A 20,614-nucleotide genomic window follows, 5' to 3' on the forward strand; every position below is an offset into this window, starting at 1 on the left:
GTCAGAGACGCGGCTTTTCTCCGCTCAGTGCTTCAGGACACGCGCGAGGAAGGAGCGCGCGCGATCGTTTTTCGGGTTGTCGAAAAATTCATCAGGCTTTCCAATTTCGAGGATGTATCCCTGATCGATGTAGACGACTCGGTCCGCGACTTCTCTCGCGAACCCCATCTCGTGCGTCACGACCATCATCGTCATGCCGGACGAGGCCAGTTCGCGCATGACATCGAGCACTTCGCCGACCATTTCCGGATCCAGCGCGCTCGTCGGCTCGTCGAACAGCATGAGGTGGGGCTCCATGGCGAGTGAACGTGCGATCGCGACGCGCTGCTGCTGGCCGCCGGAAAGCTGACCGGGATACTTGTGAGCATGAGCTCTCAGGCCGACGCGGTCGAGAAGCTTCATGGCGGTCGCCTCGGCTTCCTCACGCGATTTCTTGCGCACCCGCATCGGCGCGATCGTGATATTTTCCATCACCGTTTTGTGCGGGAAGAGGCCGAACTGTTGGAAGACCATGCCAACACCCTTGCGGATTGCCGCAAGCTCTCGCTCGCCACCCAGTTTTCGATCCGCCTCGGCTGGCATCCCGTACCCGTCCACGACAAGGCTGCCGTGCTGGTACATCTCAAGACCGTTGACGCAACGGATCAAGGTCGACTTGCCGGATCCGCTGGCTCCGAGGATGACCATCACCTCACCTCGGGTGACGGCCAGATCAATGTCCTTGAGCACATGGTGAGCGCCATAGAACTTGTTCATGCTCTTCATTTCGACGATGGCGTTCATCGTGATGTCTCCGTTGTTCATCGGCTCAGCGGCTGCCCAAAGCCATGTGGTCTTCGAGTTTTCGTGCGGCGTAGGTGATCATCGAGCCGATCAGGAAATAGGTTAGGAGGAGGAACGAAAGAACTTCGAACGTCCGATCGCCATACTGCGGGTTCGCAAGGATCATCTGCCCGGCGCGGAGGAAGTCAGTGAGCCCAATGATGAACACGAGCGGCGCCGAGTTGAAGATGTCCAGCACGTTGCCGACCAGTGGCGCGACGACGACCCGGAGCGCCTGCGGCAAGACAATCGAGCGGTTGATATCGAACTCGCTCATCCCAAGCGACCGTGCCGCTTCGGTCTGCGCGCGGGGTACAGCCTGCAGGCCGCTTCGAACATACTCTGCGACATAGGCGGAATAGAAGATCGTGAAGCCGATCATGCCGCGGGCCACATCGGCCAAACCCCACTGGGGCGCCAGCACGGGCATCAGGATCCAGATCCAGTAGACGACGAGGATGAGCGGAACGGAGCGCATCACTTCAATGTACCAGGTGCAGATGATACGTAGGCTGGAAAGGCGGCTCTGGCGGCCAAAGGCCAAAAGGATGCCAATCGGCAGTGAAAGGACCGAAGTCACCAGCGTGAGCAACACGCTGAGCAGCAGCCCGCCCCAGAGACCAACGCCGGGAGGCGCCATGACGGCCACAATGAGGATGAAGCCCGTGAACGCGACTGCAGGAAGGACCTTCCTAGACAGCGGAACATAGGAGGTCAGCGACCAGGCAAGGGTGGCCACTGCCACGATTCCCGTGGCCGGCAGCGCGTTGCCGAAGCCGCCATCTATAAGCAGCAGCGCGACTGGAACGAGCAACAGGACCAAGCAATGGTGCGGCTTGAACGAGAACACGCAGCCGAACCCGGCTCCGAGGATCGCACCGATGATCGCCGCGGCGGTCCATGCCCGCCAAGCCTGATCTGCAGGAAACACACCGATCATCAGCACCCGCAGGCTCTGCACGATGATGTCCCACTTTGCCGACTGGAATGCCCAGTCGGCGGTGGAGTAGGCTAGCCACAGCACGCCCGGGATAACAAATAGAGAGAGGACGATGTCGAACGGCTTGCCGAAGAGGTTGTGGCGCGTCCACTTGATTGAGGTGGCGATCATTGCGGAACTCCCGTTGGGTTAAGTCGGCGGTTAGCCCAGTAGACGATCGTACTAATGACCCAGCTCAGGATCAGGTACGACGCCATCACGATGATGATGCCCTCAAGACTATGACCCTTCTGGTTGGCGATCGTCCCGTAGATGTTGAACAGGTCGGGATACCCCACGGCGATGCCGAGAGCGGTGTTCTTCGTCAGGCTGATATACTGATTGCCGAACGATGGCAGGACGACACGGAAAACCTGGGGGAGCACGATGTCGTTCACCGTGTAGCGGCGGCTCAGACTGAGTGACGCTGCCGCTTCCCATTGCGACTTCGGAAGGGCGTCGATAGCACCGCGCACGGTCTCCGCAATAAACGAAGCGCTGTTGACGACGATCGCAACCAGCAGGGCGGCCATCTCGGGACTGATGCTGGTGCCGCCACTTGCCTTGAATTTGTTGGCAACAGGGAGGTTCATCGAGACGCCGCCCGTCGCGAAAAGCAGCACGATGCCGACGACAGCGGCGGCGATGCAGGCGCGCCGCATTCCTCGGATCGGATCGAAAATGGCGCCCAGAATGGCAACACACGTCAGCGTGGCGAGAACGATCGGAAGCATTGAATCGCCGCCGGCCCATGAGAGGGCAGGGACGTAGATGCCCTGCTGGCTGACGATCAGACCGTAGAAATGCGCGGCAGATGCCATCGGCGGAAAGCGCAGCACCACCGCAAAGTACCAGAACACAAGCTGGATCAGCAGCGGCGTGTTGCGCACGAACTCGACGATCCAGAAGCAGAGATTGCGTACGACCCAGTTGGTCGACAGGCGGCCGACGCCCAGCATCGTGCCGAGAATGGTGCTGAGGATGATCGCCAGAACAGCGACCTTCGCAGTATTGAAGATGCCCGTGACGAAGGCCGATGCAACTGTCATGTCGGGCGAAAATAATGTGAAACTTGGAAGGAAGCCTTCGCCTGATGTCAGCGTCCAGCCTTCGCTGATATCAAAGCCCGCGGTGTTCGCAAGGAAAGAAAAGCTGAACCGAATGCCCTTTTCGGCAAGTCCGGACTGGATCGCATATGCCAACAGTCCGAGGAGCGCGACGACGATGGCTATGATCCCGAACTGGATTGCTTCGTGCCGTATGCGGTTGCGCAAGCGCCGCGACTTCAGGTGATCATGGTCTACCATGCCGTGGACCGCACTCGCTTCATGGATTGTCATTTTCAACTCCCACTACCGGAGGGTCGAAGCCTACGCTCCGACCCTCGGCGCGCATCAGTTCCAGAGCGGAGAGTAGATTGCTCCACCCTGCGTCCAGAGCGCGTTGGGCGTGCCCTTGCGATCGAGATACATCTTCGTCTTCGGGCCGAGGTTGCGGTCGTAGATTTCGCCGTAGTTGCCGACTGCCTTTATCGCTTGCGCAACGAAGTCGTCCTTCAGGCCGAAGTCCTTGCCGTAGCCGCCGCCAATGCCGAGGAACTTCTGGACGAACGGATCTTCGCTCGTGAGCTTCTCCGCCAGGTTGGCCTGCGTGATTTCGGACTCTTCAGCCTGGAAGAGAGCATATTCGATCCAGCGCAGCGCGTTGCGCCACCTGGAGTCATTAGCAACGACGAAGCCGCCGAATGGCGACTTGTCGAGTGTGTCCGGGAGGATCAGATAGTCGCTCGGCTTGGGAGCATTTCCGGCCCACGCGGCGAGGGCGGACTTGTCGGTGCTCATCGCGTTGCAACGGCCTGCGTTGAGTGCGGAAAAGAGCTTTTCGAGGTTTTCGTAGGTGAGAACCTTGGAGTCCTTCCAGCCGCGGGCCTTGAACGCTGCAGTCAGCACGGTTTCGGTCGCCGACCCTTGCGTGGTGCAGATCGTTGCGCCGTCCAGATCACCGAACGCCTTGATGCCAGCGTCGGCCTTAACCATCAGGCCCGTGCCGTCGTAGAAGTTGATCGGAAGGAAGTCGATCGCGATGGACGATTCACGGGCAGGCTTGATCGTGGTGTGTGCGAATACGACGTCCACCTGGCCGGTGAGAACCGCGTCGAAGCGGCTCTTGTCAGTGACGGTGATGAACTTGACCTTCGAAGCATCGCCGAGGACACCGGCGGCGACTGCCTTGCAGAAGTCGACGTCGAGACCTTCCATCTGGCCGGTGGTCGTATTCAGATAGCCAAATCCCGGAGCGGTGTTGTCAGTGCCGCAGTTGAGCACGCCGCGCTGCTTCACGGTGTCCAGCACGGACGCGGACGCCTGGGTGGCGGCGAACGCGACCCCAGCAAACACAGTTACGGTCAGGATTTTAAGTAGATTCATCAAAGTTCCCCTTTCGGATCGCGCGATAGCGATGGTGACGCCAAGCAATGAGCAGCGGCCTGATCGAAAGTTCGGTTGGACGCAGCGGCGTTGTCGCCATTCTGAACGCGTCGTTCCCACTGTTGGCCAAGGTCTGCGCGATCCTCGCTCCCAGTCTCATCATTTGGCTTCAGGACCATAGGAAGAGGGTTAATTCAAATCTACTTAATTCTCCTTGTGAGATACATTAGGGAAACTGTTGGATTGATGAATCTTGGGGCCCGAGATCGGTCAAGTTCTCGAACGAGAAGGGCTCGTCACGCGCCGGATGGCAACGGTCAGGAGAGCGGCGGCTTCTCGGTCATCCGATCTAGGAAGGCTTGAAGGGCAGGGCTCCGCTTCTCCTCCCTTCGAAAGGCGATGAAGATCCGTCGCCGGATTTCCGGAACTACCCTGCATACCCAGACGTCCTCAAGATCATAGCTGGCGCGCAGGCCGGGTAGAATGGAGATTCCGCAGTTCTGCCGGATCAAAGCGATGGTCACCTCGAATCCCTTACACCGCGCAACGATGTTCGGTTTGAATCCTTCCTCCTGGCAGGCCTCCGCGAGCATCTTGGTGTAGGTGTCCGACGCTGTGTCGATCGCCCAGCGTTCGTCGCGGAGCTCGCGGAGTCCAACCGTCGGCTGCTCGAACAATCTGTGTTCCTTGGAAACCATCACGTTGAACACGTCTTCCATTAGGAAGATTGTCTCGATGTTCGGGTCCAGCGCCCCCGTGGGCATGTTCAGATCGTCAATGATCGCGACATCCGTCTGCCAGCTCCGGAGAGCCGCAACGCTTTCGGCAGGCTCCATTTCATCAAACTGCACCGTGAGTTGGGGATGCCGCGCGGCAAGGTCGTACACGACTTTCGGGATGACTGCCGCAGCCACGGAAGGGAAGGCGGCAACACGGAGTTCTCCCGAGACCACGCTCTTCATCTCGGCGATGTCCGCCTTCGCGGATTCGATCTCGATCAGGATCTTTTCGGCCCGCTGGACGAGCTGCTGCCCCGCCGGAGTCATCACCACGCCTCGACCGCGACGTTCGATAAGCCGAATACCGACTTCCTCTTCGAGGAGAGCTATCTGTTGGGAGACGGCCGATGGTGATACGTAAAGGGCTTCCGCCACGGCGGCCATTGTCTTGCGTATCGATAACTCTCGAAGAGCGCGCAAGCGTCCGATATCCATAGCCACCTCCTCACGCGAGTTTGATGAATCATTAGCATCGCTCAACGTATAAGCAAATATTATTAACTTTTTCTGGTGTTTTGATCGACCTAGGTTCTCCTCACGATTTTCGAAGAATTGGAGAACCCAGATGACCAGCACTGCCAGAGCGCATTTTACCCAGATGGTTCAAGGGGTTGATCCGCTCATTGCCGACGCCCTTGCATCGGAGCGCGCTCGTCAGCAGAACCAGATCGAACTCATCGCCTCGGAGAACATTGTCAGCCGGGCGGTACTCGACGCTCTGGGTCACGAGATCACCAATAAGACACTCGAAGGCTATCCGGGCAACCGATTCCATGGCGGAGGACAGTTCGTCGACATCGCTGAACAGGCTGCGATCGACCGTGCGAAGCAACTCTTCAACTGCGGCTACGCCAACGTTCAGCCGCACTCGGGCACTCAGGCCAACCTCGCCGTCTTCTTCCTCCTCCTGAAGCCAGGCGAGAAGGTCCTGTCGCTCGATCTGGCGGCCGGCGGTCACCTCTCGCACGGGATGAAGGCGAACCTTTCGGGTCGCTGGTTCGAGGCGCACAACTATAACGTCAACCCACAGAACGAGGTGATTGATCTCGACGAACTCCAGAAGGTCGCAGAAGAGGTTCGCCCGAAGCTGCTGATCACTGGCGGTTCCGCGTATCCGCGCGAACTGGACTTCGAGCGCATGTCGACGATTGCGAAGAAGGTCGGTGCCCACTTCCTGGTTGACATGGCCCATATCGCAGGCCTCGTCGCAGGCGGCGTCCATCCGTCGCCGTTCCCGCACGCCGACATCGTGACGTGCACGACGACGAAGACGCTTCGCGGACCCCGCGGTGGTTTGATCCTCACCAACAACGAGGAATGGTACAAGAAGCTGCAGGCAGCCGTTTTCCCGGGCGTTCAAGGGTCGCTGCACAGCAACGTTCTCGCCGCAAAGGCGATCTGCCTTGGGGAAGCGCTGCGCGACGATTTCAAGGACTATGCACGCCAGGTAGTCGCCAACGCGAAGGCGCTTGCAAGCACCCTCGCTGACCGGGGCGTACGGATCGTCTCCGGCGGCACCGACACGCATATCGTCCTTCTGGATCTGTCCAGCAAGGGCCTTCTTGGGAAGCAGGCCGAGACGCTGCTCGCGAGAGCGAACATCACCTCGAACAAGAACCCAATCCCTGGCGACAGCCCACGTCCGCCCGAATGGGTCGGCATGCGCCTTGGTTCGGCGGCAGGGACGACGCGTGGTCTGAAGGAAGAGGAATTCCGCATCCTCGGCAACGTCATCGCTGACCTCATCGACGCCGAGACGCAGGGCAGGGCGGAGGACGCTGTTGAAGGCGCGAAGGCCAAGATCGCAGAATTGACGAGCAAGTTCCCGGTCTACGGGCACTGACATCTAACTAACGCCGTACGCAGATCATGCCGCGCGGACGAATCGAACGCGCGGCATTCCTTTCGTAGACGTAGCTTGCTGGCTCGAGCTCGGATCCAATATGGAGACGCATCCCATGGGAATGGATAGATTCATTCGCGCCGCCGACATCGATGGTAAGCAGTTGGCCACCGAGCTGCTGGAAAGAATCAAAACTGACGTAGAGATCCTGAAGGCAGAGACGGGCGTTGTTCCCGGTCTTGCCGTCGTCCTCGTCGGCGATGATCCGGCAAGCGCCGTCTATGTAGCTTCCAAGCATCGGCAGACGATAGCTGCGGGCATGAAGTCATTCGAGCATCGACTGCAAGCGGGCACCACGCAGAACGACCTGTTGTCGCTCGTTCACCGCTTGAACGTTGATCAGCAAGTGCATGGAATCCTTGTTCAGTTGCCGCTTCCATCTCACTTGGATCCGAACGCGGTTATCCAGGCGATCAACCCCGACAAGGACGTAGACGGTTTTCACGTTTCGAATGCCGGACGGCTGGCGACGGGCAGCCCCGGGCTCGTTCCCTGCACGCCGCTTGGCTGCATGATGCTCATCAAGAATGCGCTGGGCGAACACCTTTCCGGATCGCACGCCGTTATCGTCGGAAAGTCGAACATCGTCGGCAAGCCTATGGCGCAGATGCTGATGAATGCGCACTGCACTGTGACGGTGGTCCATTCGCAGACGAGGAACACCGCCGACCTTTGCCGAACCGCCGACATCCTCGTCGTTGCCGCGGGTCGTCCTGGCCTTGTCCGCGGCGATTGGATCAAGCCCGGCGCTGTCGTCATCGACGTCGGCATCAACCGGATACAGGAAGACGGAAAGACGAAGTTCGTCGGCGACGTCGCCTACGGGGAGGCGGGTCATGCCCGCGCCATCACGCCGGTTCCCGGCGGGGTCGGTCCGATGACGATCGCCTGCCTGCTTTCGAACACGCTGACCGCCTTCCGCCGGCATCAACCCTGGCCGTTGCTGCCTGGAAACGAACAAGGATTTCTGAGATGACAACCACGACGCCCCGTTACGCTCTCCGCGTCGCCTGCCTATCGATCCGTGGGGTTACGGCTGCGATCACGACCTATCTGTCGCAGAACGGCTGCAACATCTCTGACAGCGCCCAGTTCGACGACGCCGACACGGGACGCTACTTCATGCGCATCAGCTTCCAGCCGGACGAGGGGCACACACTCGAACAGCTCCGCCAAGGGTTCAAGCCGATCGCCGACAAGTTCGAGGCCAATGCCGAATTCTTCGACGAGACAGAAAAGAAGAAGGTCATCCTGATGGTGAGCCGCTTCGGCCACTGCTTGAACGATCTCCTCTATCGGTGGCGGATCGGGGCGCTCCCGATCGACATCGTCGGCGTGATATCGAACCACATGGACTACCAGCGGATTGTCGTGAACCATGACATCCCGTTCCATTGCATCAAGGTCACGAAGGAGAATAAGCCGGAAGCCGAGGCGAAGCAGATGCAGATCGTCGACGAGTCGGGGGCAGAACTCATCGTTCTCGCCCGCTACATGCAGGTACTCTCCGACGAGATGTGCCGCAAGATGTCGGGCCGGATCATCAATATCCACCACTCCTTCCTGCCGAGTTTCAAGGGTGCGAATCCATACAAACAGGCGTTCGAGCGCGGCGTGAAGCTAATCGGCGCGACCTCGCACTACGTCACCGCGGATCTGGACGAAGGTCCCATCATCGAGCAGGACATCGTACGGGTCACCCATACGCAGAGCGGCGAGGACTATGTGAGCCTTGGCCGCGATGTCGAAAGCCAGGTGCTCGCCCGCGCGATCCACGCTCACATCCATGGGCGCGTGTTCATCAACGGCAACAAGACGGTGGTGTTTCCAGCGTCTCCCGGTTCCTACGCGTCTGAGCGCATGGGCTGATCGCGGGCGACCGCAACCAAGGCTTCGAGAGGGACCAATGAGGGTCGCGGTTCTGGGTGACGGCATCATCGGCGTGACATCTGCCTACGAGTTCGCAACGGCGGCGCACGAAGTCGTTGTCATCGATCGGCGGCCCGGCTCCAAGAGCGAGCAGGGATCTCCACGATCCTCAAACCAGCGATGTTCGGAGCCGTCGATCTCCACCAGCTCGCCATAGGCTTCGCGCCGCAAGCGCGGCTGATGAATCGTCCGGCGGTACTTGCGCGACAGCCACAGTCCGGCATCAACCATCCAGCCGAGCAACGTCTCGCGCGACACCAGCGTCATGCGACCGGCGATTACCCTCGACAAAACCTCGATCCGCTGCAGATCACGTTCGCTCATCGCTATCAGTCCCATCCGCAATCTCCCACGTCATCAAAACGTGAGGAGAGTGACATTCCAACTTTGCAGGATCAGGACACTTCAACTTTGCGGCTACATACAAAAATCGCATAAGACAGATTATGGAACATGAGAATGCTATTTGATGACAATGGCATACCTTCGTCTTTTACATCGTCCCGCCTGGACGTGCCCTTATAGAGTGGCTCGACGCTGCTATTCCTGCGGTGTTGGGATGACTTTTGATGGCCTCTGGAGTTCCGACGCGGCGGCGGTTGCCGCTGCATCCGTGCCGCTGGAGACATGAACCGTCGGAGTTGCGAACTGGATGCCTTTTTCCGCGAATGTCTTCTTGAGCATGGCGAGTGCCTTTCGGCGAACGGCGAATTGTTCGCCGGGTTTCGCCATGAACTTCAGACGAATCTGCACGCCATAGTCCGCCATTTGCTCAATCCCTTGCATTTTCAAGGGCTCGATGATGTTGGGTCCGAGTTCGGCATCCTCCAGAAGCTCGACGCCGATGCGCTTGATGGTCTTGCGGACTTCCTCGAGATCGCTGTCATAGTTCAGGGTAAGCGTAATGATGTCGATCACCCAGTCGCGGCTGAGGTTTTGCACCGCGCCGAGTTCGCCGAACGGAACGATGGTGACCGGACCGCGGTGATGTCGCAGGCGGATCGATCGCAGCGAGAAGCCTTCGACCGTCCCTTTATATCTCGCCGCCTGAATGTATTCGCCGATGCGAAAGGCATCGTCGAACAGATAAAAGACGCCTGAAATGATGTCCTTGACGAGTGTTTGTGCACCGAAGCCGACGGCTATGCCGACGACACCGGCGCCCGCCAGCAGCGGTCCGATCTGGACGCCAACGGCATCCAGGATCATCAGGAAACCGACAGCTCCGATCGCCAGGAACAACACGTTGCGAAGAATGGGCAGGAGGGTATTCAACCGCTGACGCCGGCGCACCTCGGGGCCGTCCTGATGCCCCGCCTCTGCGCTTCGCGAGGCCACCGCCATCTGGCTGTCGATGAGGGTGCTTGCGAGTTTCCAGATAACGTCGGTCACCAGCAGCACGATCACGATGCGGATTCCTGCGCGGATCAACCGCGTGGTCACCGTTTCGGCTGCGGCGAGGTCACCGAGATTGACGTTCCACGATCGGGCAATCAGGAGCGCGGCAACCACAATGAGGCCGTTACGCAGCGTTTGCATGATGACGACAGACCATCCGACGATGGTGGGATCTTCGACCGCCTGCCCCTCCCCGGATTGTATGATGCGCCGAATGATATCATGCGCCACCGAAACGGTAAGCGGCAGAAGCGTGATGACGAACACCGTCCAGAATGCACCGCGGAGCCCGGACACCCATAGCAGCCACGATAGGATGATGCTCGCGCTGAAGCCGACACAGACCAGCCGGTTCACGGGTGGCCCGTCGGAACGAAAGTGCCGCAGCCAGATCATGACGATCAAAGCGATTGAAACGACACCGAACCATGCCGCAGTAAAGAGATCGACCAGGATGGGCAAAGCCCCGATCGTCCGGATCACCTCGATAATGGCCCAGCCAGCCGCCAGCACTGCGACGATTGCGAGGAGCCAGTAGTACCAGAACCAGGCAAGCGATGTGACAAGCGTTAGCAGCCGCATATGTGGCAGGCGGGCGCCCGGCGCGATGACGACGCGGCCGATAAGAACGCCAAGGCGCAGCATGAGCGCGGCTGATAGCAGGATGAGCGCGATATCGCGGAACACGGCAGGCCATGGAAAGAGGATAAACGCGCCGAGGCTTCCGATCAGGTAACCGACCAGCGCAAGAAGACCCATTGAAAGCCGGGCAACGTGCAGCTTGATCCGCTGCCGCACGGTGTCGGCAGGCGCGGTCAGCACAAAATGGAGAAGCCCTCGCCCGGACCACCAGGCGAGGCGCTGCGCGACGAATCCGCCTGCAACGAAGAGTGCGACCGCCAAGATCAGGCCGACAGGGTCGATATGATTATCTGTTTGGAAGGCGCGGACCGCCGCCTGGATCTGACCCGGGAGGGTCGGGACGGCATTGACGAGTGCGAGTAGCCTCTGGCGCAAATCCTGTAACGAAGTGGCAATCGATGGTGGCGGCGTCTCTTGCGAGACCGCTACAGGCTGCGCCGGTTCCTGATTGCCGGGAACGATCCGATTGACCAGCGCGCGTCCAGCCTCATCGTTCGGCAATTCGATCATAACCCGGATCGGCGCCGAACTGGTCGTTTCGGCCGCCGGGGCGGGGTTTGCGCCGGCGAGCAGAAGCGTTGAAAATACCACCGTCAGGAATGTGGATACTCTGCCGAAGAAATGACGGTCGTCGTTGATGCGCATGTAGCCGTGATCCCCGCGAAGTTGTCGTCGCTTCTGCTTGGTTGAAGGAAGCTTCGGACTTTGTGAAGCGTTGCACCATCAACGTCAATCGACGAACCTGTCCGGCGGATGCAGACCCGACTGCTGCCTCTGAGCAAATCTGCGGTTGCTCATAACCGCACCGACTTGAACCCTGCCCTGATCTCCTGACTGAAGAGTTCCGGCTCCTCCCAGGCCGCGAAGTGGCCGCCCTTGGAGACGCGGTTGTAATAGATGAGCTTCGGATAGGCCTTGGACAGCCAGTGCTTTGGTGGCTTGTAGACCTCTCCGGGGAATATTGTAACGGCGACCGGCACTTTGACGGCGGTGAGCTTGGCGCCGGACATGGCGTTTTCCCAATAGATACGGCCACTCGAGGGGCCGGTGTTCGTCAGCCAGTACAGCGTGATGTTGTCGAGGATGGCATCCTTGCCAAGCGCCTGTTCGGGATCGCCCGGGGTGAACACCCAGTCGGCGATCTTATCGTAGAGCCAGGCGGCGAGGCCGACCGGAGAATCCGCAATGCCGTAGCCGATCGTCTCCGGGCGCGTGCTCATAATCGCGGCGTAGCCGAAGCCGTTGTTGAGAAAGTCCCGCGCCTCATCGAAGACGATCCTCTCATCCGCAGACAGACTATCGGGAGCCAGCCCCCCATTTTTGAGTGCCTGGGCTGCGCCCGATGGGAGCGTCGTGGCCCGCTCGATCCTGTTGACGTGGATTGCGAGCAGCCCATCGGGCGCCTGGCGACCCAAGGCATCGCTGATGATCGCGCCCCAGTCGCCGCCTTGCGCGACGTAGCTGTTATAGTCGAGCCGCTTCATCAGCACGTCCCAGGCAGCCGCTATTCGCTGCGGGTTCCAACCCGTTGCCGGCGGTTTTCCGGAGAAACCGAATCCCGGGATCGACGGTATCACCAGGTGGAAAGCATCATCAGCCGTGCCGCCATGCGCCGTCGGGTCCGTGAGCGGCCCGATGACATCCAGCAGCTCGAATACCGACCCTGGCCAGCCGTGGGTCATGATCAGCGGTAGCGCGTTTTGATGGCGCGAGCGAACATGGATGAAATGGATGTCCAGTCCATCGATATTGGTGAGAAACTGCGGAAGACTGTTCAGCCTGCTCTCCGCGTTCCGCCAGTCGTGGGACGATTGCCAATAGCGCACCAGTTCCTTCAACCTGTCGGGCTGGACGCCCTGCGAACGATTCATGACGGTTTCGCCGTCGGGCCACCGGGTCTCGGCGAGGCGCCGCCTGAGATCTGCCAGCGCCGCCTCAGGGACCTCAACCTTGAACGGTCGGATCTCCTCGGACGCGGCGCCGACGACGTCAGCAGCGTCGGATGTGCGTGGCAGGAGAGCGGCAGACATGCCGGCCGCCGCACCCCCCAACAGCAGTGAGCGTCGTGACATATGCCCGAGCTTCAAGGAGTGGCTATGTTTCAAAGAGGTCAGTGCCATGACACGTGTCCTTTCATGACATCGAGGGTCAACGGACAGATTTTCGACAAGGGAAGCCCCAGGTGACCAATCGGTCGCCACTTCGGACGCCCTGCCCTCGCCGACATCCCTGGCCGAGCGCGCCACACGGTCGGGGATAAATAGCGGCTGACGGGAGTTGAACCTGATCGGTTTGCGCTCCTCGTGCTTGTACTCGATGACTATCAGTTCTTCCTTATATTGTCGCGGACCGGCCGGCACCTTGGAAAAGTGAGAGGCACCCTCTCGGTTAGATGCCAGCCTTGGGCAGCCGCGGTGCAGCGCTACCGCCATCGAGAGGGTACCTCTCACTTTCTCCGGCTACTGCGCTCCGACGCCGTGCTCAATTATGTCAGGAGACAACCGGCTTTGAGCTTTGGCTGAGCGCCATTCAGGAAAGGACATCCTATGTCTAAGGGCAAAATCGTAAAAACGGCTGCATCGGTCGCAGCAACTCCTTCTTCCTATACGTCTGAAATCGTCGCTTCCGGAGACGCCGCGCACGACGCTGTCGACTTCATCGAGATCGACGAGATCCTGACGCTGAGAAGGATGATTGTCCGAGCCCCGGCGCCAAAAGGCACCGTGCTTTTCCTGCATGGATTTCCGGAAACGCTGACGGTTTGGAAGGGAATCGCGACCGCGCTTGCGCGCGACTACGACGTCCATGCCTTCGATTGGCCGGGCTATGGGCAGTCGTCGCGCCCGGTTTCTGAACGCTTTTCCTATGCACCGAAGGCCTACGCCCAGGTACTGAGAGCCTATATCGAGCGGGCAGGCATCGACCGATCGAAGCTCGTGATCTATGCGACTGATATCGCCGCCCTCCCCGTCCTGCTGCTCGCTCTCGATGAACCGACGATCGCCAGACGGATCATCGTCGGTGACTTCGCGCCGTTCGACCGGCCGCACTACATGTGGGAGAACCTGCAGAACCTCAAAGCCGAGCCGACCGCCTCCCCGACCCGCGCCTACATGAACAAGACGAGCGACGAGATCCTTCAGAACGTGCACAGGCGCGGCCTCTCTCCTACCGCGCAATTCGATCTACCGACAGACGTGCAGCAAGACATGGCCCGCTCCTGGCGCCTCGATGGCGTCACGTCGGCGGATGCTTTCGCCCACTACTACGCGAATTTCACCCGCGACCAGAACTTCCTCGAGGCAAACCTCCACCGCCTGAAGACGCCCGTGAAGGTGATCTGGGGCGAGAAGGACCTCTACATCAGAAGCGAGATGGGCATCGAGTTCGCCGGCAAGATCGGTGCAAAAGTCGATATCCTCTTGGGTGTCGGGCACTTTCCGCACCTTCAGAACCCGAAACAAACGATTGAAGAGATCCGTACATCATTCGGATAATGCTATATTTTGTTGCGCCCGCAACCGCGGCACCGCCCAATCGACGAAAGCCCGTACCTTCAAGGCGAGAAGCCCCTGGCGCGCGTAGACGATATGAATGGGCTGCGGTGCGCCGTCGAAATCGCGCAAGATGGGAACGAGCGCGCCGGACGCCAGTTCGTCAGAAACCTGATAGTCGAACAGCCGCGCGATCCCCGCCCCGCCGACAGCCGCCGCAACACAGTTCGCTGCGGTATTCACTTCCAGCCGGTTGCGGGGCGCCGCCTCCATAGGCGTGCCGTCGACGTCGAACGTCCAGAAGAACGTTCTCTTGTTAAAGATGATTCCGTCGCGATCGATGAGATCGCCGGGACGCTCCGGCATGCCGTGCCGCTCGAGATAGGCGGGGCTCGCACAGGTCAGCAGCCGGAACTCCCCAACCTTGACGGCATGGAGCGCGCTGTCGGCGAGGTCCCCGAGACGGATCGCGATATCCACCTGCTCGGAGACGAGATCGACCGTGCGGTCGAGCGACAGAAGGTTCAGCGACACTTCCGGGTATTTTTCCATGAAGCTCAGCGCGACAGGAAGAACGTACCGGTTCCCGTATTCGACCGGCATCGTGATCGTGAGCACACCACGGGGTGTCTGGTATTCCCCGGAAGCCCTTCGTTCGGCCTCCTCGAGATCCGCCATGATCTTTCTGGCAGCATCGACATAGTCGCGTCCGGCATCGGTGAGCTGAAGATTGCGGCTGGTGCGGACGATGAGGTTCGCCCCGAGATGTCGCTCAAGTTCGGCCACCTTCCGGCTGACGCTCGGCAGTGGCGCGCTCAGCTTCCTGCTGCCGGCGGAGATGCTCCCGGCATCGACGACCGCCAGCAATATGCGCATCGCTTCAAGACGATCCATCGGCCACCGCCCGTGAGATACCGCTTCTGTTTCGTGTCTTCGAGAGTCCGATGTTCGCAACGTACTTAACCGCACGTCGCTCAGACTATCACCTTGCGCCGGGCCGCGGACAATCGATTCCTAGTCGAGCAGCTTGCGTATCGCCATGATCCCCTTTGCAGCATCCGACCAGGACTGGCGCCAGATCAGAACGCCGACGCTGAGGATGGTCGCAACAATGAACGGGATTGGCCCGATGAACCAGAAGGCGGCCGCGACGGTGAAGTAGTAGGATCGGACGCCGACGCTGAACGAACGAAGCGCAGGGTTCAACACCAGGGTGAGCGCGTTCGTCCAGCCGGCGATGTCCCTGTCTTCATCACGGGAGGGGCTCGCCCCGATCGCCGCCAGGCAGTAGTTGATCTGCCGCACCGCCCATATGAAATCGGATAGGCCGCGCAGCAGCGTCGCCATGATCAGGAGGACCTTGCACTGGAAAAACCAGGCAGGGTCCTGAGCCGCAAACATCGCGATCAGGCCACCCGATCCATAATTCGGCTCCATGAACAGCGCGCCGCTCAGCCCGACGATGACGATGAGATTGGCGGAGCCGAAGAAGGATGCCGAATTGATCGTGTGCCCGAGGATCGCGGCGTCGCCGATAAAATTATTGTCTCGCGTCAGGACCTCCCGCATCCAGGCCGCGCGAACGCGCACCATGTCGACGGAAAGACTGTCGTTCCTTCTCGGCCACCCTGCTGCCATCAAAGGCTCGACCGCCACCCAGACGAGAAGGAAGAAAACGATCGCCACAACGTTCAGAAAATCCATGGTGCCCCCGAACTGAAACTGGATTTTCCTGAACAGTACTTCGAGCTAACGGCAGCTCCAAGCGTCTGTCGCCGCCCTGCCCTTCAGATCGACACGCCTATATAAGGGCGTTGCATGGATCGCGGACCGCCGCAAGGTAACGGGACATCGTCGCAGCCCGAAGCCGGATGTGCTCGCTCGCCTGCTGCGGCGTCACGGCCAGGAAACCGACATGGTCGCGTGGGCGCAGCTGAACGAAGGCGTCCAGATCTGAATCCACCACCGTTGCGATCTTGGGATAGCCTCCGGTCGTCTGGTGGTCGGCCAGCAGAATGGTGGCGACGCCGTCTCCAGCCACCTGCACCGAGCCCCGCACGATCGCTTCCGATGGCATGTCCAGCGCGACGCTTGGCGCAAGCGACGGACCTTGGAGGCGCACTCCCATGCGGTCATAGGCGTCGCTCAGGCGGAAAGCTGACGACAGGAAATTCGACAAGGTTTCCTTCGAGAAGAACCGATCCTGCGGACCGACCACCACACGCAGCTCGGATCGCGGTCTTGCTATGACCGGACATGTGATCGGACCATGTCGATCATCGCGCACGTCCGGATCGGCTATAGTGAGCGTCTGCCCGGTTGCAAGGCGCCCGCCGCCGAGGCCGGAGAGGCTGTGAGTCGACATGCTGCCCAGCCAGGTCTTTGCCTCGATGTGACCGGCGAAGGCCAGATAGGTCCAGCTTCCCCAGTGTCCCGGGCGGATCGCCAGCCGCTCCCCGGCCCTCAGCGTGGCGACCATCCATGCGCCACGCTTGTCGCCGGCATGCTCTACGATGAAGCCTCCTCCCGCGACAGCAAACGTAACTTCCCCCGATAGGCAGTCGAGAACCAGGCCGCCCATGGAGACTTCGATTGCCGGCTGACTAGTAGGATTGCCGACGGCGGCGTTGGCGGCTGCAAACGAGGTCCTGTCCATCGGACCGGAGGCCGGAACGCCGTACCGCATCAATCCGTGACGTCCTCCGTCCTGGACCGCGACGTGAGGACCCGCGAAGTTGATTGCAAGGACGGCTTCGCTCATGCGAGGCGCCTCGCGTCGAATTCGGCCCTCGATATGCGGCGGAAACGTACCGCGTCGCCGACGTCGAAAAGGAACGGACGATCGTTGGACGCGGCGTCGAGGATCTTCGTCGGCGAGCGGCCGATGACCCACCAACCGGTCGGCATGGTAAGCGTGCTCACCAGGCACTGCGGACCGGCGATCAGCACGCTTCCGGCGGCGATGCCGCGAATAGGCGCCGGCTTCCTCGGCTGCTGAATGGCTTTGGGCACGCCTGCAAGGTAAGCGTAGCCGGGAGCGAAGCCGTACATGAAGACGCTGTAGTCGCCGGAGAGATGGGCGGATATAACGTCTTCCGGCGATAATCCGCTTGCCTCGGCGACGGCGGCAAGGTCGGGCGCAAGATCAGGATCGTAGCAGACTTCGACTTCGCGCATTGCTCCAATCGTCTCTGGAACCTCAGCTCCCAGACGCTCAGCAATGGCCGCCTCCGTCGTGCGATGATCGGCCACGAGCGGATCGAAGCATACGAGAATGCTGGCATAGGCCGGAACGGCTTCGACGAATCCTTGAAAGGGTGCCGTCTTCAAGGCGGCATCCAGCTTGACGACCTGATCGTGGATCCGTTTGTCGATGGTCGTGCCGAATTCGACGAGCACCGCGTGCCCGCCCACCGGGCGGTAGTTCGGAACGCTGCCGGACGATGCGGACGGGTCCTGTGACAAATCAGTCGGCGCCTTCGATCAGAAGGAAGTCCGCATCCGCAGCCCCTGCTCGAGGCGCCGTGGCTTCCAGATCGGCGACGGTAACCTGGGCGATAAGATAGCCTTTGGCCATCACCTGTTTTCCTGTGTCGGTTGGAGGAATGGTGCCACCTCGATGCCTGCCTTTTGCAGCTCCTGGCGCACGTGGACGGCCATGGCGAGCGCTCCCGGGCTGTCCCCATGAACGCAGATCGAGTGCGCATAGAGAGGGATCGGAACGCCGTCGACCGTCGGCATGAGGCCGCTGGACAGGTACCCGATCAATCTCGATGCCGCCTGTGCTGGATCATGGATCATCGCTCCCGGCAAGTTGCGCGGAACGAGCCGACCCGTGGAGAGGTAGCCGCGGTCGGCAAAAATCTCGCTGAAGACGGTCATCCCGGCATCGCGGGCCGCATGCTCCAGCTCTGTCCCGGAGATCGCCAGTATGGCAAGTTCCGGCGAGACCGCTCGGCTTGCGCGGATGATGGCGTCGGCGACCGGCCGTTCGTCGGCCGCCCAATTGGCGAGTGCGCCGTGCGGTTTGACGTAACGGACGCGGGCGCCCGCCAGAGCTGCAGCGCCCATCAGCGCGCCGGTCTGCGTCGCCACAAGCTGCTCCACCTCCCGGATGCTCAAGGGGATCAGGCGTCGTCCGAAACCCTCGCGATCCGCGAAACCCGGATGGGCTCCCGCGACGACACCCCGCTCAGCTGCCAAGGCAAGCGTCTCCACCATGGTCGCCGGATCTCCGGCGTGCCCGCCACATGCGATGTTCGCACTGGTGACGACGTCAAGGATCGCCTTGTCGTCGCCCATGCGCCAAGGTCCAAACGCCTCCCCCAGATCAGAATTGAGATCGATCTTCGTCATGATTTCCGTCAACCCTTCGCGCCGGTCTTGTCGGCTTCGTCGCATTCTGGAACGTCGAAGCCGAGGTGAAGCACACCTTCGCCGTACGCGTCAAGAAAACGATGCTGCCGGCTGCGCGCGGCGAGCTTGTGTGGCGATCTCGGGCTGCCTTTCGCGTGAGGCTTCGGTGGCAAACTTGCCATTCGTTCGGCACAGATCGAACCCATCAAGCATGCATTCCTGCCAAGCGAGGAATCCTCAAATCGATTCCGATTTGAGGAAATATGCAGTAAGATAAACAGCGAAATGGTTGAGCACGTCGTATCCTCTCAAGAGCCAGGGTGACGTGATCGACCGGCAGCGCTGGCGCGCAGTGGGGATGTGGAATGAACCCTGTCAGCAGCATTGGAACGTCCGAATTCTCCGTTGCCGAAGAGCCTGGCATTTTTACCTGGGATTTGGCGACCGACACGGTTTATGCGGATTCGGCGCTGGCAAAGCTCTTTGGGCTTGACCCGGAGCAGACCATCGCGGGGCTGCCGATTATAAAATACCTCGACCGGATTCACCCGGACGACAAGCCATCTGTGGCCAAGGCGATTTCAGACTCGGTGATCACAGGAGATCCGTATCGCCATGACTATCGGGTATTTGATCGAAGCGGGCAAATAGTAAACGTGGCTGCCTTCGGCCGGTGCTTCAAGAATGAAGCTGGAAACCCGTCGCAATATGCGGGCATCGTATTTCCGACGAATGATCACGTCCACCAGGACGAATTGTCTGCTCACTGCAGTGCGGCACTGAAAATTGCGCGGTCATCCGGCCTGCAAACGACGGCCGATGCGCTTGAAGCGATTCTCAAAGAGCTTGCCAACCCGATGCCGCCAGACACCGTGCAGGTTCATTGATTTCATACCAACTGCTGGTTGCCGCATCAGGCATTGGGTGATAGCGATGGGTTTGCGAGCCTTGGATATTTGTCACCCGCAGAGGACGCTCTTCTCTGGAAGCGATCGACGTTGCGGCCATCGGCAACACGCCGCGCGCACCGCAGTTAGTGGCAAAGGACAGTGGGCATTTCGAGGCGGGTCAACAGCGACCGTGTGACCCCTCCCAAGATAAATTCGCGCAGCCTCGAATGACCGAACGCGCCGGCGACGAGCAAATCTGCCTTGCGTTCCAGGGCTGCGCCTTGAATGACGCTGGCCGGTGAGTCGCCCTTCGCTTGCACGGCTGCGACATCGACGGCAAGACCAGCCTTCCGAAGCACAGCCGCAAGGTGATCTCGGCTACGCTCGTCAATCTGCTTATCATCGGTGATGGAAATCAGGACGACGCGCGAAACTTGATCCAGCAAGAACCTGGAACCCGCCAGTGTCCGCGCGACAGTGGCTCCTCCATCCCAGGCGACGGCAATAGCATCGATCCGGCCGCTGAAATTATCCGGGGGAAAAAGCAGGAGCGGTCGACCGCTTTCAAACAGCACGCTCTCGATCAACGGCCTCATCAGTTCAGATGCTTCTAAAATGGAAAGATCATATGTGCGCGACAGCTCGGCAAGAGTTTGTACGACAAACGGCTGCCTCACATCGAATGGCTGGATCTCGAGTTCGACCTCGGCTTCATTCGCATAATCACGGAGCGTCTGCCCGAGAACGGTTCCATTGTCTCTACTCAAGCGCTCCGCCTCCGCGCGCATTTTGTCTATGTCAAGGAGTGATGGAAATCGCGGTTGAACGGGTTCGATCCTGACCAGCGGTATACTCGCCGTCAAACCGGCCTTTTGGTGAAGGGAAACATCGACAGCATTCTGAAGGAGCGAGAAGGAGCTTGCGTCTGGATAGGTGGCCAGCGGTAAATGGAATTGCGCTTTCATGGCTGAAGTCCTCCGAATGGTTGGAGGTATC

19 protein-coding genes and 2 pseudogenes are annotated in these 20,614 nt (G+C 60.1%); 6 read left to right on the plus strand and 15 right to left on the minus strand.

Features of this window, described 5'->3' with window-relative positions; translation table 11 throughout:
- Window positions 1-24 precede the first annotated feature (24 nt).
- From QMO82_RS11820 to QMO82_RS11840, 5 genes are all read right to left on the minus strand, one after another.
- Complete coding sequence (locus QMO82_RS11820; RefSeq protein WP_210305712.1) at window positions 25-783, minus strand: amino acid ABC transporter ATP-binding protein; 759 nt, start codon at window positions 781-783, stop codon at window positions 25-27.
- 25 nt (window positions 784-808) lie between these two features.
- The gene (locus QMO82_RS11825; RefSeq protein WP_183607324.1) at window positions 809-1,933 is read right to left on the minus strand and encodes an amino acid ABC transporter permease; all 1,125 of its coding nucleotides are present in this window, start codon (window positions 1,931-1,933) and stop codon (window positions 809-811) included.
- Window positions 1,930-3,141 (minus strand): ABC transporter permease subunit, encoded by a 1,212-nt coding sequence (locus QMO82_RS11830; protein WP_183607323.1) that lies wholly within the window; start codon window positions 3,139-3,141, stop codon window positions 1,930-1,932. Before QMO82_RS11830 ends, QMO82_RS11825 begins: the two co-directional genes overlap by 4 nt.
- Before the next feature lie 54 nt (window positions 3,142-3,195).
- A complete protein-coding gene (locus QMO82_RS11835; protein WP_183607322.1) occupies window positions 3,196-4,227 on the minus strand; it encodes a transporter substrate-binding domain-containing protein in 1,032 nt (343 codons plus the stop codon).
- 317 nt (window positions 4,228-4,544) lie between these two features.
- Entirely contained in the window at window positions 4,545-5,441 is an 897-nt protein-coding gene (locus QMO82_RS11840) for a LysR substrate-binding domain-containing protein (RefSeq protein ID WP_183607321.1), read from the minus strand.
- Window positions 5,442-5,571: 130 nt separating this feature from the next.
- On the opposite strand from QMO82_RS11840, the gene glyA reads away from it, so the two are divergent.
- The 4 genes and pseudogenes from glyA to QMO82_RS11860 form a co-directional block, all read left to right on the plus strand.
- Window positions 5,572-6,849: a serine hydroxymethyltransferase gene (glyA, locus tag QMO82_RS11845; RefSeq protein ID WP_281413779.1), complete on the plus strand. Its 1,278-nt coding sequence runs from the start codon at window positions 5,572-5,574 to the stop codon at window positions 6,847-6,849.
- A gap of 115 nt (window positions 6,850-6,964) precedes the next feature.
- On the plus strand, window positions 6,965-7,885 hold the full coding sequence (gene folD, locus QMO82_RS11850) for a bifunctional methylenetetrahydrofolate dehydrogenase/methenyltetrahydrofolate cyclohydrolase FolD (RefSeq protein ID WP_183607320.1): 921 nt from the start codon (window positions 6,965-6,967) through the stop codon (window positions 7,883-7,885).
- Window positions 7,882-8,778, plus strand: a complete 897-nt coding sequence (gene purU, locus QMO82_RS11855; protein ID WP_183607319.1) for a formyltetrahydrofolate deformylase — start codon at window positions 7,882-7,884, stop codon at window positions 8,776-8,778. The genes folD and purU overlap by 4 nt, the downstream gene beginning before the upstream one ends.
- Window positions 8,779-8,815: 37 nt before the next feature.
- Window positions 8,816-8,917 (plus strand): annotated as a pseudogene (locus tag QMO82_RS11860) (FAD-dependent oxidoreductase); the annotation flags it as partial.
- A 2-nt stretch (window positions 8,918-8,919) separates the two neighbouring features.
- On the opposite strand, the pseudogene QMO82_RS11865 reads toward QMO82_RS11860, so the two are convergent.
- From QMO82_RS11865 to QMO82_RS11875, 3 genes and pseudogenes are all read right to left on the minus strand, one after another.
- Window positions 8,920-9,177 (minus strand): annotated as a pseudogene (locus QMO82_RS11865) (hypothetical protein); the annotation flags it as partial.
- 201 nt (window positions 9,178-9,378) lie between these two features.
- Window positions 9,379-11,523 carry a mechanosensitive ion channel family protein gene (locus QMO82_RS11870; RefSeq protein WP_183607318.1) on the minus strand — a complete coding sequence of 715 codons (2,145 nt, stop codon included), beginning with the start codon at window positions 11,521-11,523 and terminating at the stop codon, window positions 9,379-9,381.
- 149 nt (window positions 11,524-11,672) lie between these two features.
- The gene (locus QMO82_RS11875) at window positions 11,673-12,998 is read right to left on the minus strand and encodes an epoxide hydrolase family protein (protein ID WP_183607317.1); all 1,326 of its coding nucleotides are present in this window, start codon (window positions 12,996-12,998) and stop codon (window positions 11,673-11,675) included.
- Between the two features lie 426 nt (window positions 12,999-13,424).
- On the opposite strand from QMO82_RS11875, the gene QMO82_RS11880 reads away from it, so the two are divergent.
- Complete coding sequence (locus tag QMO82_RS11880; protein WP_183607316.1) at window positions 13,425-14,375, plus strand: alpha/beta fold hydrolase; 951 nt, start codon at window positions 13,425-13,427, stop codon at window positions 14,373-14,375.
- Here QMO82_RS11880 and QMO82_RS11885 read toward each other — a convergent pair.
- The 6 genes from QMO82_RS11885 to QMO82_RS11910 all read right to left on the minus strand — a co-directional run bounded on the left by QMO82_RS11885 (window position 14,364) and on the right by QMO82_RS11910 (window position 18,934).
- Window positions 14,364-15,266, minus strand: coding sequence for a LysR family transcriptional regulator (locus QMO82_RS11885; protein ID WP_183607699.1), 903 nt, complete (start codon window positions 15,264-15,266; stop codon window positions 14,364-14,366). The genes QMO82_RS11880 and QMO82_RS11885 overlap by 12 nt on opposite strands.
- Before the next feature lie 120 nt (window positions 15,267-15,386).
- Window positions 15,387-16,076 carry a DUF599 domain-containing protein gene (locus QMO82_RS11890; RefSeq protein WP_183607315.1) on the minus strand — a complete coding sequence of 230 codons (690 nt, stop codon included), beginning with the start codon at window positions 16,074-16,076 and terminating at the stop codon, window positions 15,387-15,389.
- A gap of 97 nt (window positions 16,077-16,173) precedes the next feature.
- The gene (locus QMO82_RS11895) at window positions 16,174-17,133 is read right to left on the minus strand and encodes a biotin-dependent carboxyltransferase family protein (protein ID WP_183607314.1); all 960 of its coding nucleotides are present in this window, start codon (window positions 17,131-17,133) and stop codon (window positions 16,174-16,176) included.
- Window positions 17,130-17,837 (minus strand): allophanate hydrolase subunit 1, encoded by a 708-nt coding sequence (locus QMO82_RS11900; protein ID WP_183607313.1) that lies wholly within the window; start codon window positions 17,835-17,837, stop codon window positions 17,130-17,132. Before QMO82_RS11900 ends, QMO82_RS11895 begins: the two co-directional genes overlap by 4 nt.
- 111 nt (window positions 17,838-17,948) lie before the next feature.
- Window positions 17,949-18,728 carry a LamB/YcsF family protein gene (locus tag QMO82_RS11905; protein WP_183607312.1) on the minus strand — a complete coding sequence of 260 codons (780 nt, stop codon included), beginning with the start codon at window positions 18,726-18,728 and terminating at the stop codon, window positions 17,949-17,951.
- A gap of 8 nt (window positions 18,729-18,736) precedes the next feature.
- Window positions 18,737-18,934: a hypothetical protein gene (locus QMO82_RS11910; RefSeq protein WP_246718288.1), complete on the minus strand. Its 198-nt coding sequence runs from the start codon at window positions 18,932-18,934 to the stop codon at window positions 18,737-18,739.
- A 159-nt stretch (window positions 18,935-19,093) separates the two neighbouring features.
- Here QMO82_RS11910 and QMO82_RS11915 point away from each other — a divergent pair, with 159 nt between their 5' ends.
- Window positions 19,094-19,615 carry a PAS domain-containing protein gene (locus tag QMO82_RS11915; RefSeq protein ID WP_183607311.1) on the plus strand — a complete coding sequence of 174 codons (522 nt, stop codon included), beginning with the start codon at window positions 19,094-19,096 and terminating at the stop codon, window positions 19,613-19,615.
- Window positions 19,616-19,761: 146 nt separating this feature from the next.
- On the opposite strand, the gene QMO82_RS11920 is transcribed toward QMO82_RS11915, so the two are convergent.
- The gene (locus tag QMO82_RS11920; RefSeq protein WP_183607310.1) at window positions 19,762-20,583 is read right to left on the minus strand and encodes a universal stress protein; all 822 of its coding nucleotides are present in this window, start codon (window positions 20,581-20,583) and stop codon (window positions 19,762-19,764) included.
- Window positions 20,584-20,614: the final 31 nt, after the last annotated feature.

It is taken from the genome of Rhizobium sp. BT04, assembly GCF_030053135.1.
GTDB classification, from domain to species: Bacteria; Pseudomonadota; Alphaproteobacteria; order Rhizobiales; family Rhizobiaceae; genus Rhizobium; species Rhizobium binxianense.

Coding starts and splice junctions, on each gene's coding strand:
- QMO82_RS11820 (WP_210305712.1), bottom strand. CDS start 783: ATGAACGCCATCGTCGAAATGAAGAGCATGAACAAGTTCTATGGCGCT.
- QMO82_RS11825 (WP_183607324.1), bottom strand. CDS start 1,933: ATGATCGCCACCTCAATCAAGTGGACGCGCCACAACCTCTTCGGCAAG.
- QMO82_RS11830 (WP_183607323.1), bottom strand. CDS start 3,141: ATGACAATCCATGAAGCGAGTGCGGTCCACGGCATGGTAGACCATGAT.
- QMO82_RS11835 (WP_183607322.1), bottom strand. CDS start 4,227: ATGAATCTACTTAAAATCCTGACCGTAACTGTGTTTGCTGGGGTCGCG.
- QMO82_RS11840 (WP_183607321.1), bottom strand. CDS start 5,441: ATGGATATCGGACGCTTGCGCGCTCTTCGAGAGTTATCGATACGCAAG.
- glyA (WP_281413779.1), top strand. CDS start 5,572: ATGACCAGCACTGCCAGAGCGCATTTTACCCAGATGGTTCAAGGGGTT.
- folD (WP_183607320.1), top strand. CDS start 6,965: ATGGGAATGGATAGATTCATTCGCGCCGCCGACATCGATGGTAAGCAG.
- purU (WP_183607319.1), top strand. CDS start 7,882: ATGACAACCACGACGCCCCGTTACGCTCTCCGCGTCGCCTGCCTATCG.
- QMO82_RS11870 (WP_183607318.1), bottom strand. CDS start 11,523: ATGCGCATCAACGACGACCGTCATTTCTTCGGCAGAGTATCCACATTC.
- QMO82_RS11875 (WP_183607317.1), bottom strand. CDS start 12,998: ATGGCACTGACCTCTTTGAAACATAGCCACTCCTTGAAGCTCGGGCAT.
- QMO82_RS11880 (WP_183607316.1), top strand. CDS start 13,425: ATGTCTAAGGGCAAAATCGTAAAAACGGCTGCATCGGTCGCAGCAACT.
- QMO82_RS11885 (WP_183607699.1), bottom strand. CDS start 15,266: ATGGATCGTCTTGAAGCGATGCGCATATTGCTGGCGGTCGTCGATGCC.
- QMO82_RS11890 (WP_183607315.1), bottom strand. CDS start 16,076: ATGGATTTTCTGAACGTTGTGGCGATCGTTTTCTTCCTTCTCGTCTGG.
- QMO82_RS11895 (WP_183607314.1), bottom strand. CDS start 17,133: ATGAGCGAAGCCGTCCTTGCAATCAACTTCGCGGGTCCTCACGTCGCG.
- QMO82_RS11905 (WP_183607312.1), bottom strand. CDS start 18,728: ATGACGAAGATCGATCTCAATTCTGATCTGGGGGAGGCGTTTGGACCT.
- QMO82_RS11910 (WP_246718288.1), bottom strand. CDS start 18,934: ATGGGTTCGATCTGTGCCGAACGAATGGCAAGTTTGCCACCGAAGCCT.
- QMO82_RS11915 (WP_183607311.1), top strand. CDS start 19,094: ATGAACCCTGTCAGCAGCATTGGAACGTCCGAATTCTCCGTTGCCGAA.
- QMO82_RS11920 (WP_183607310.1), bottom strand. CDS start 20,583: ATGAAAGCGCAATTCCATTTACCGCTGGCCACCTATCCAGACGCAAGC.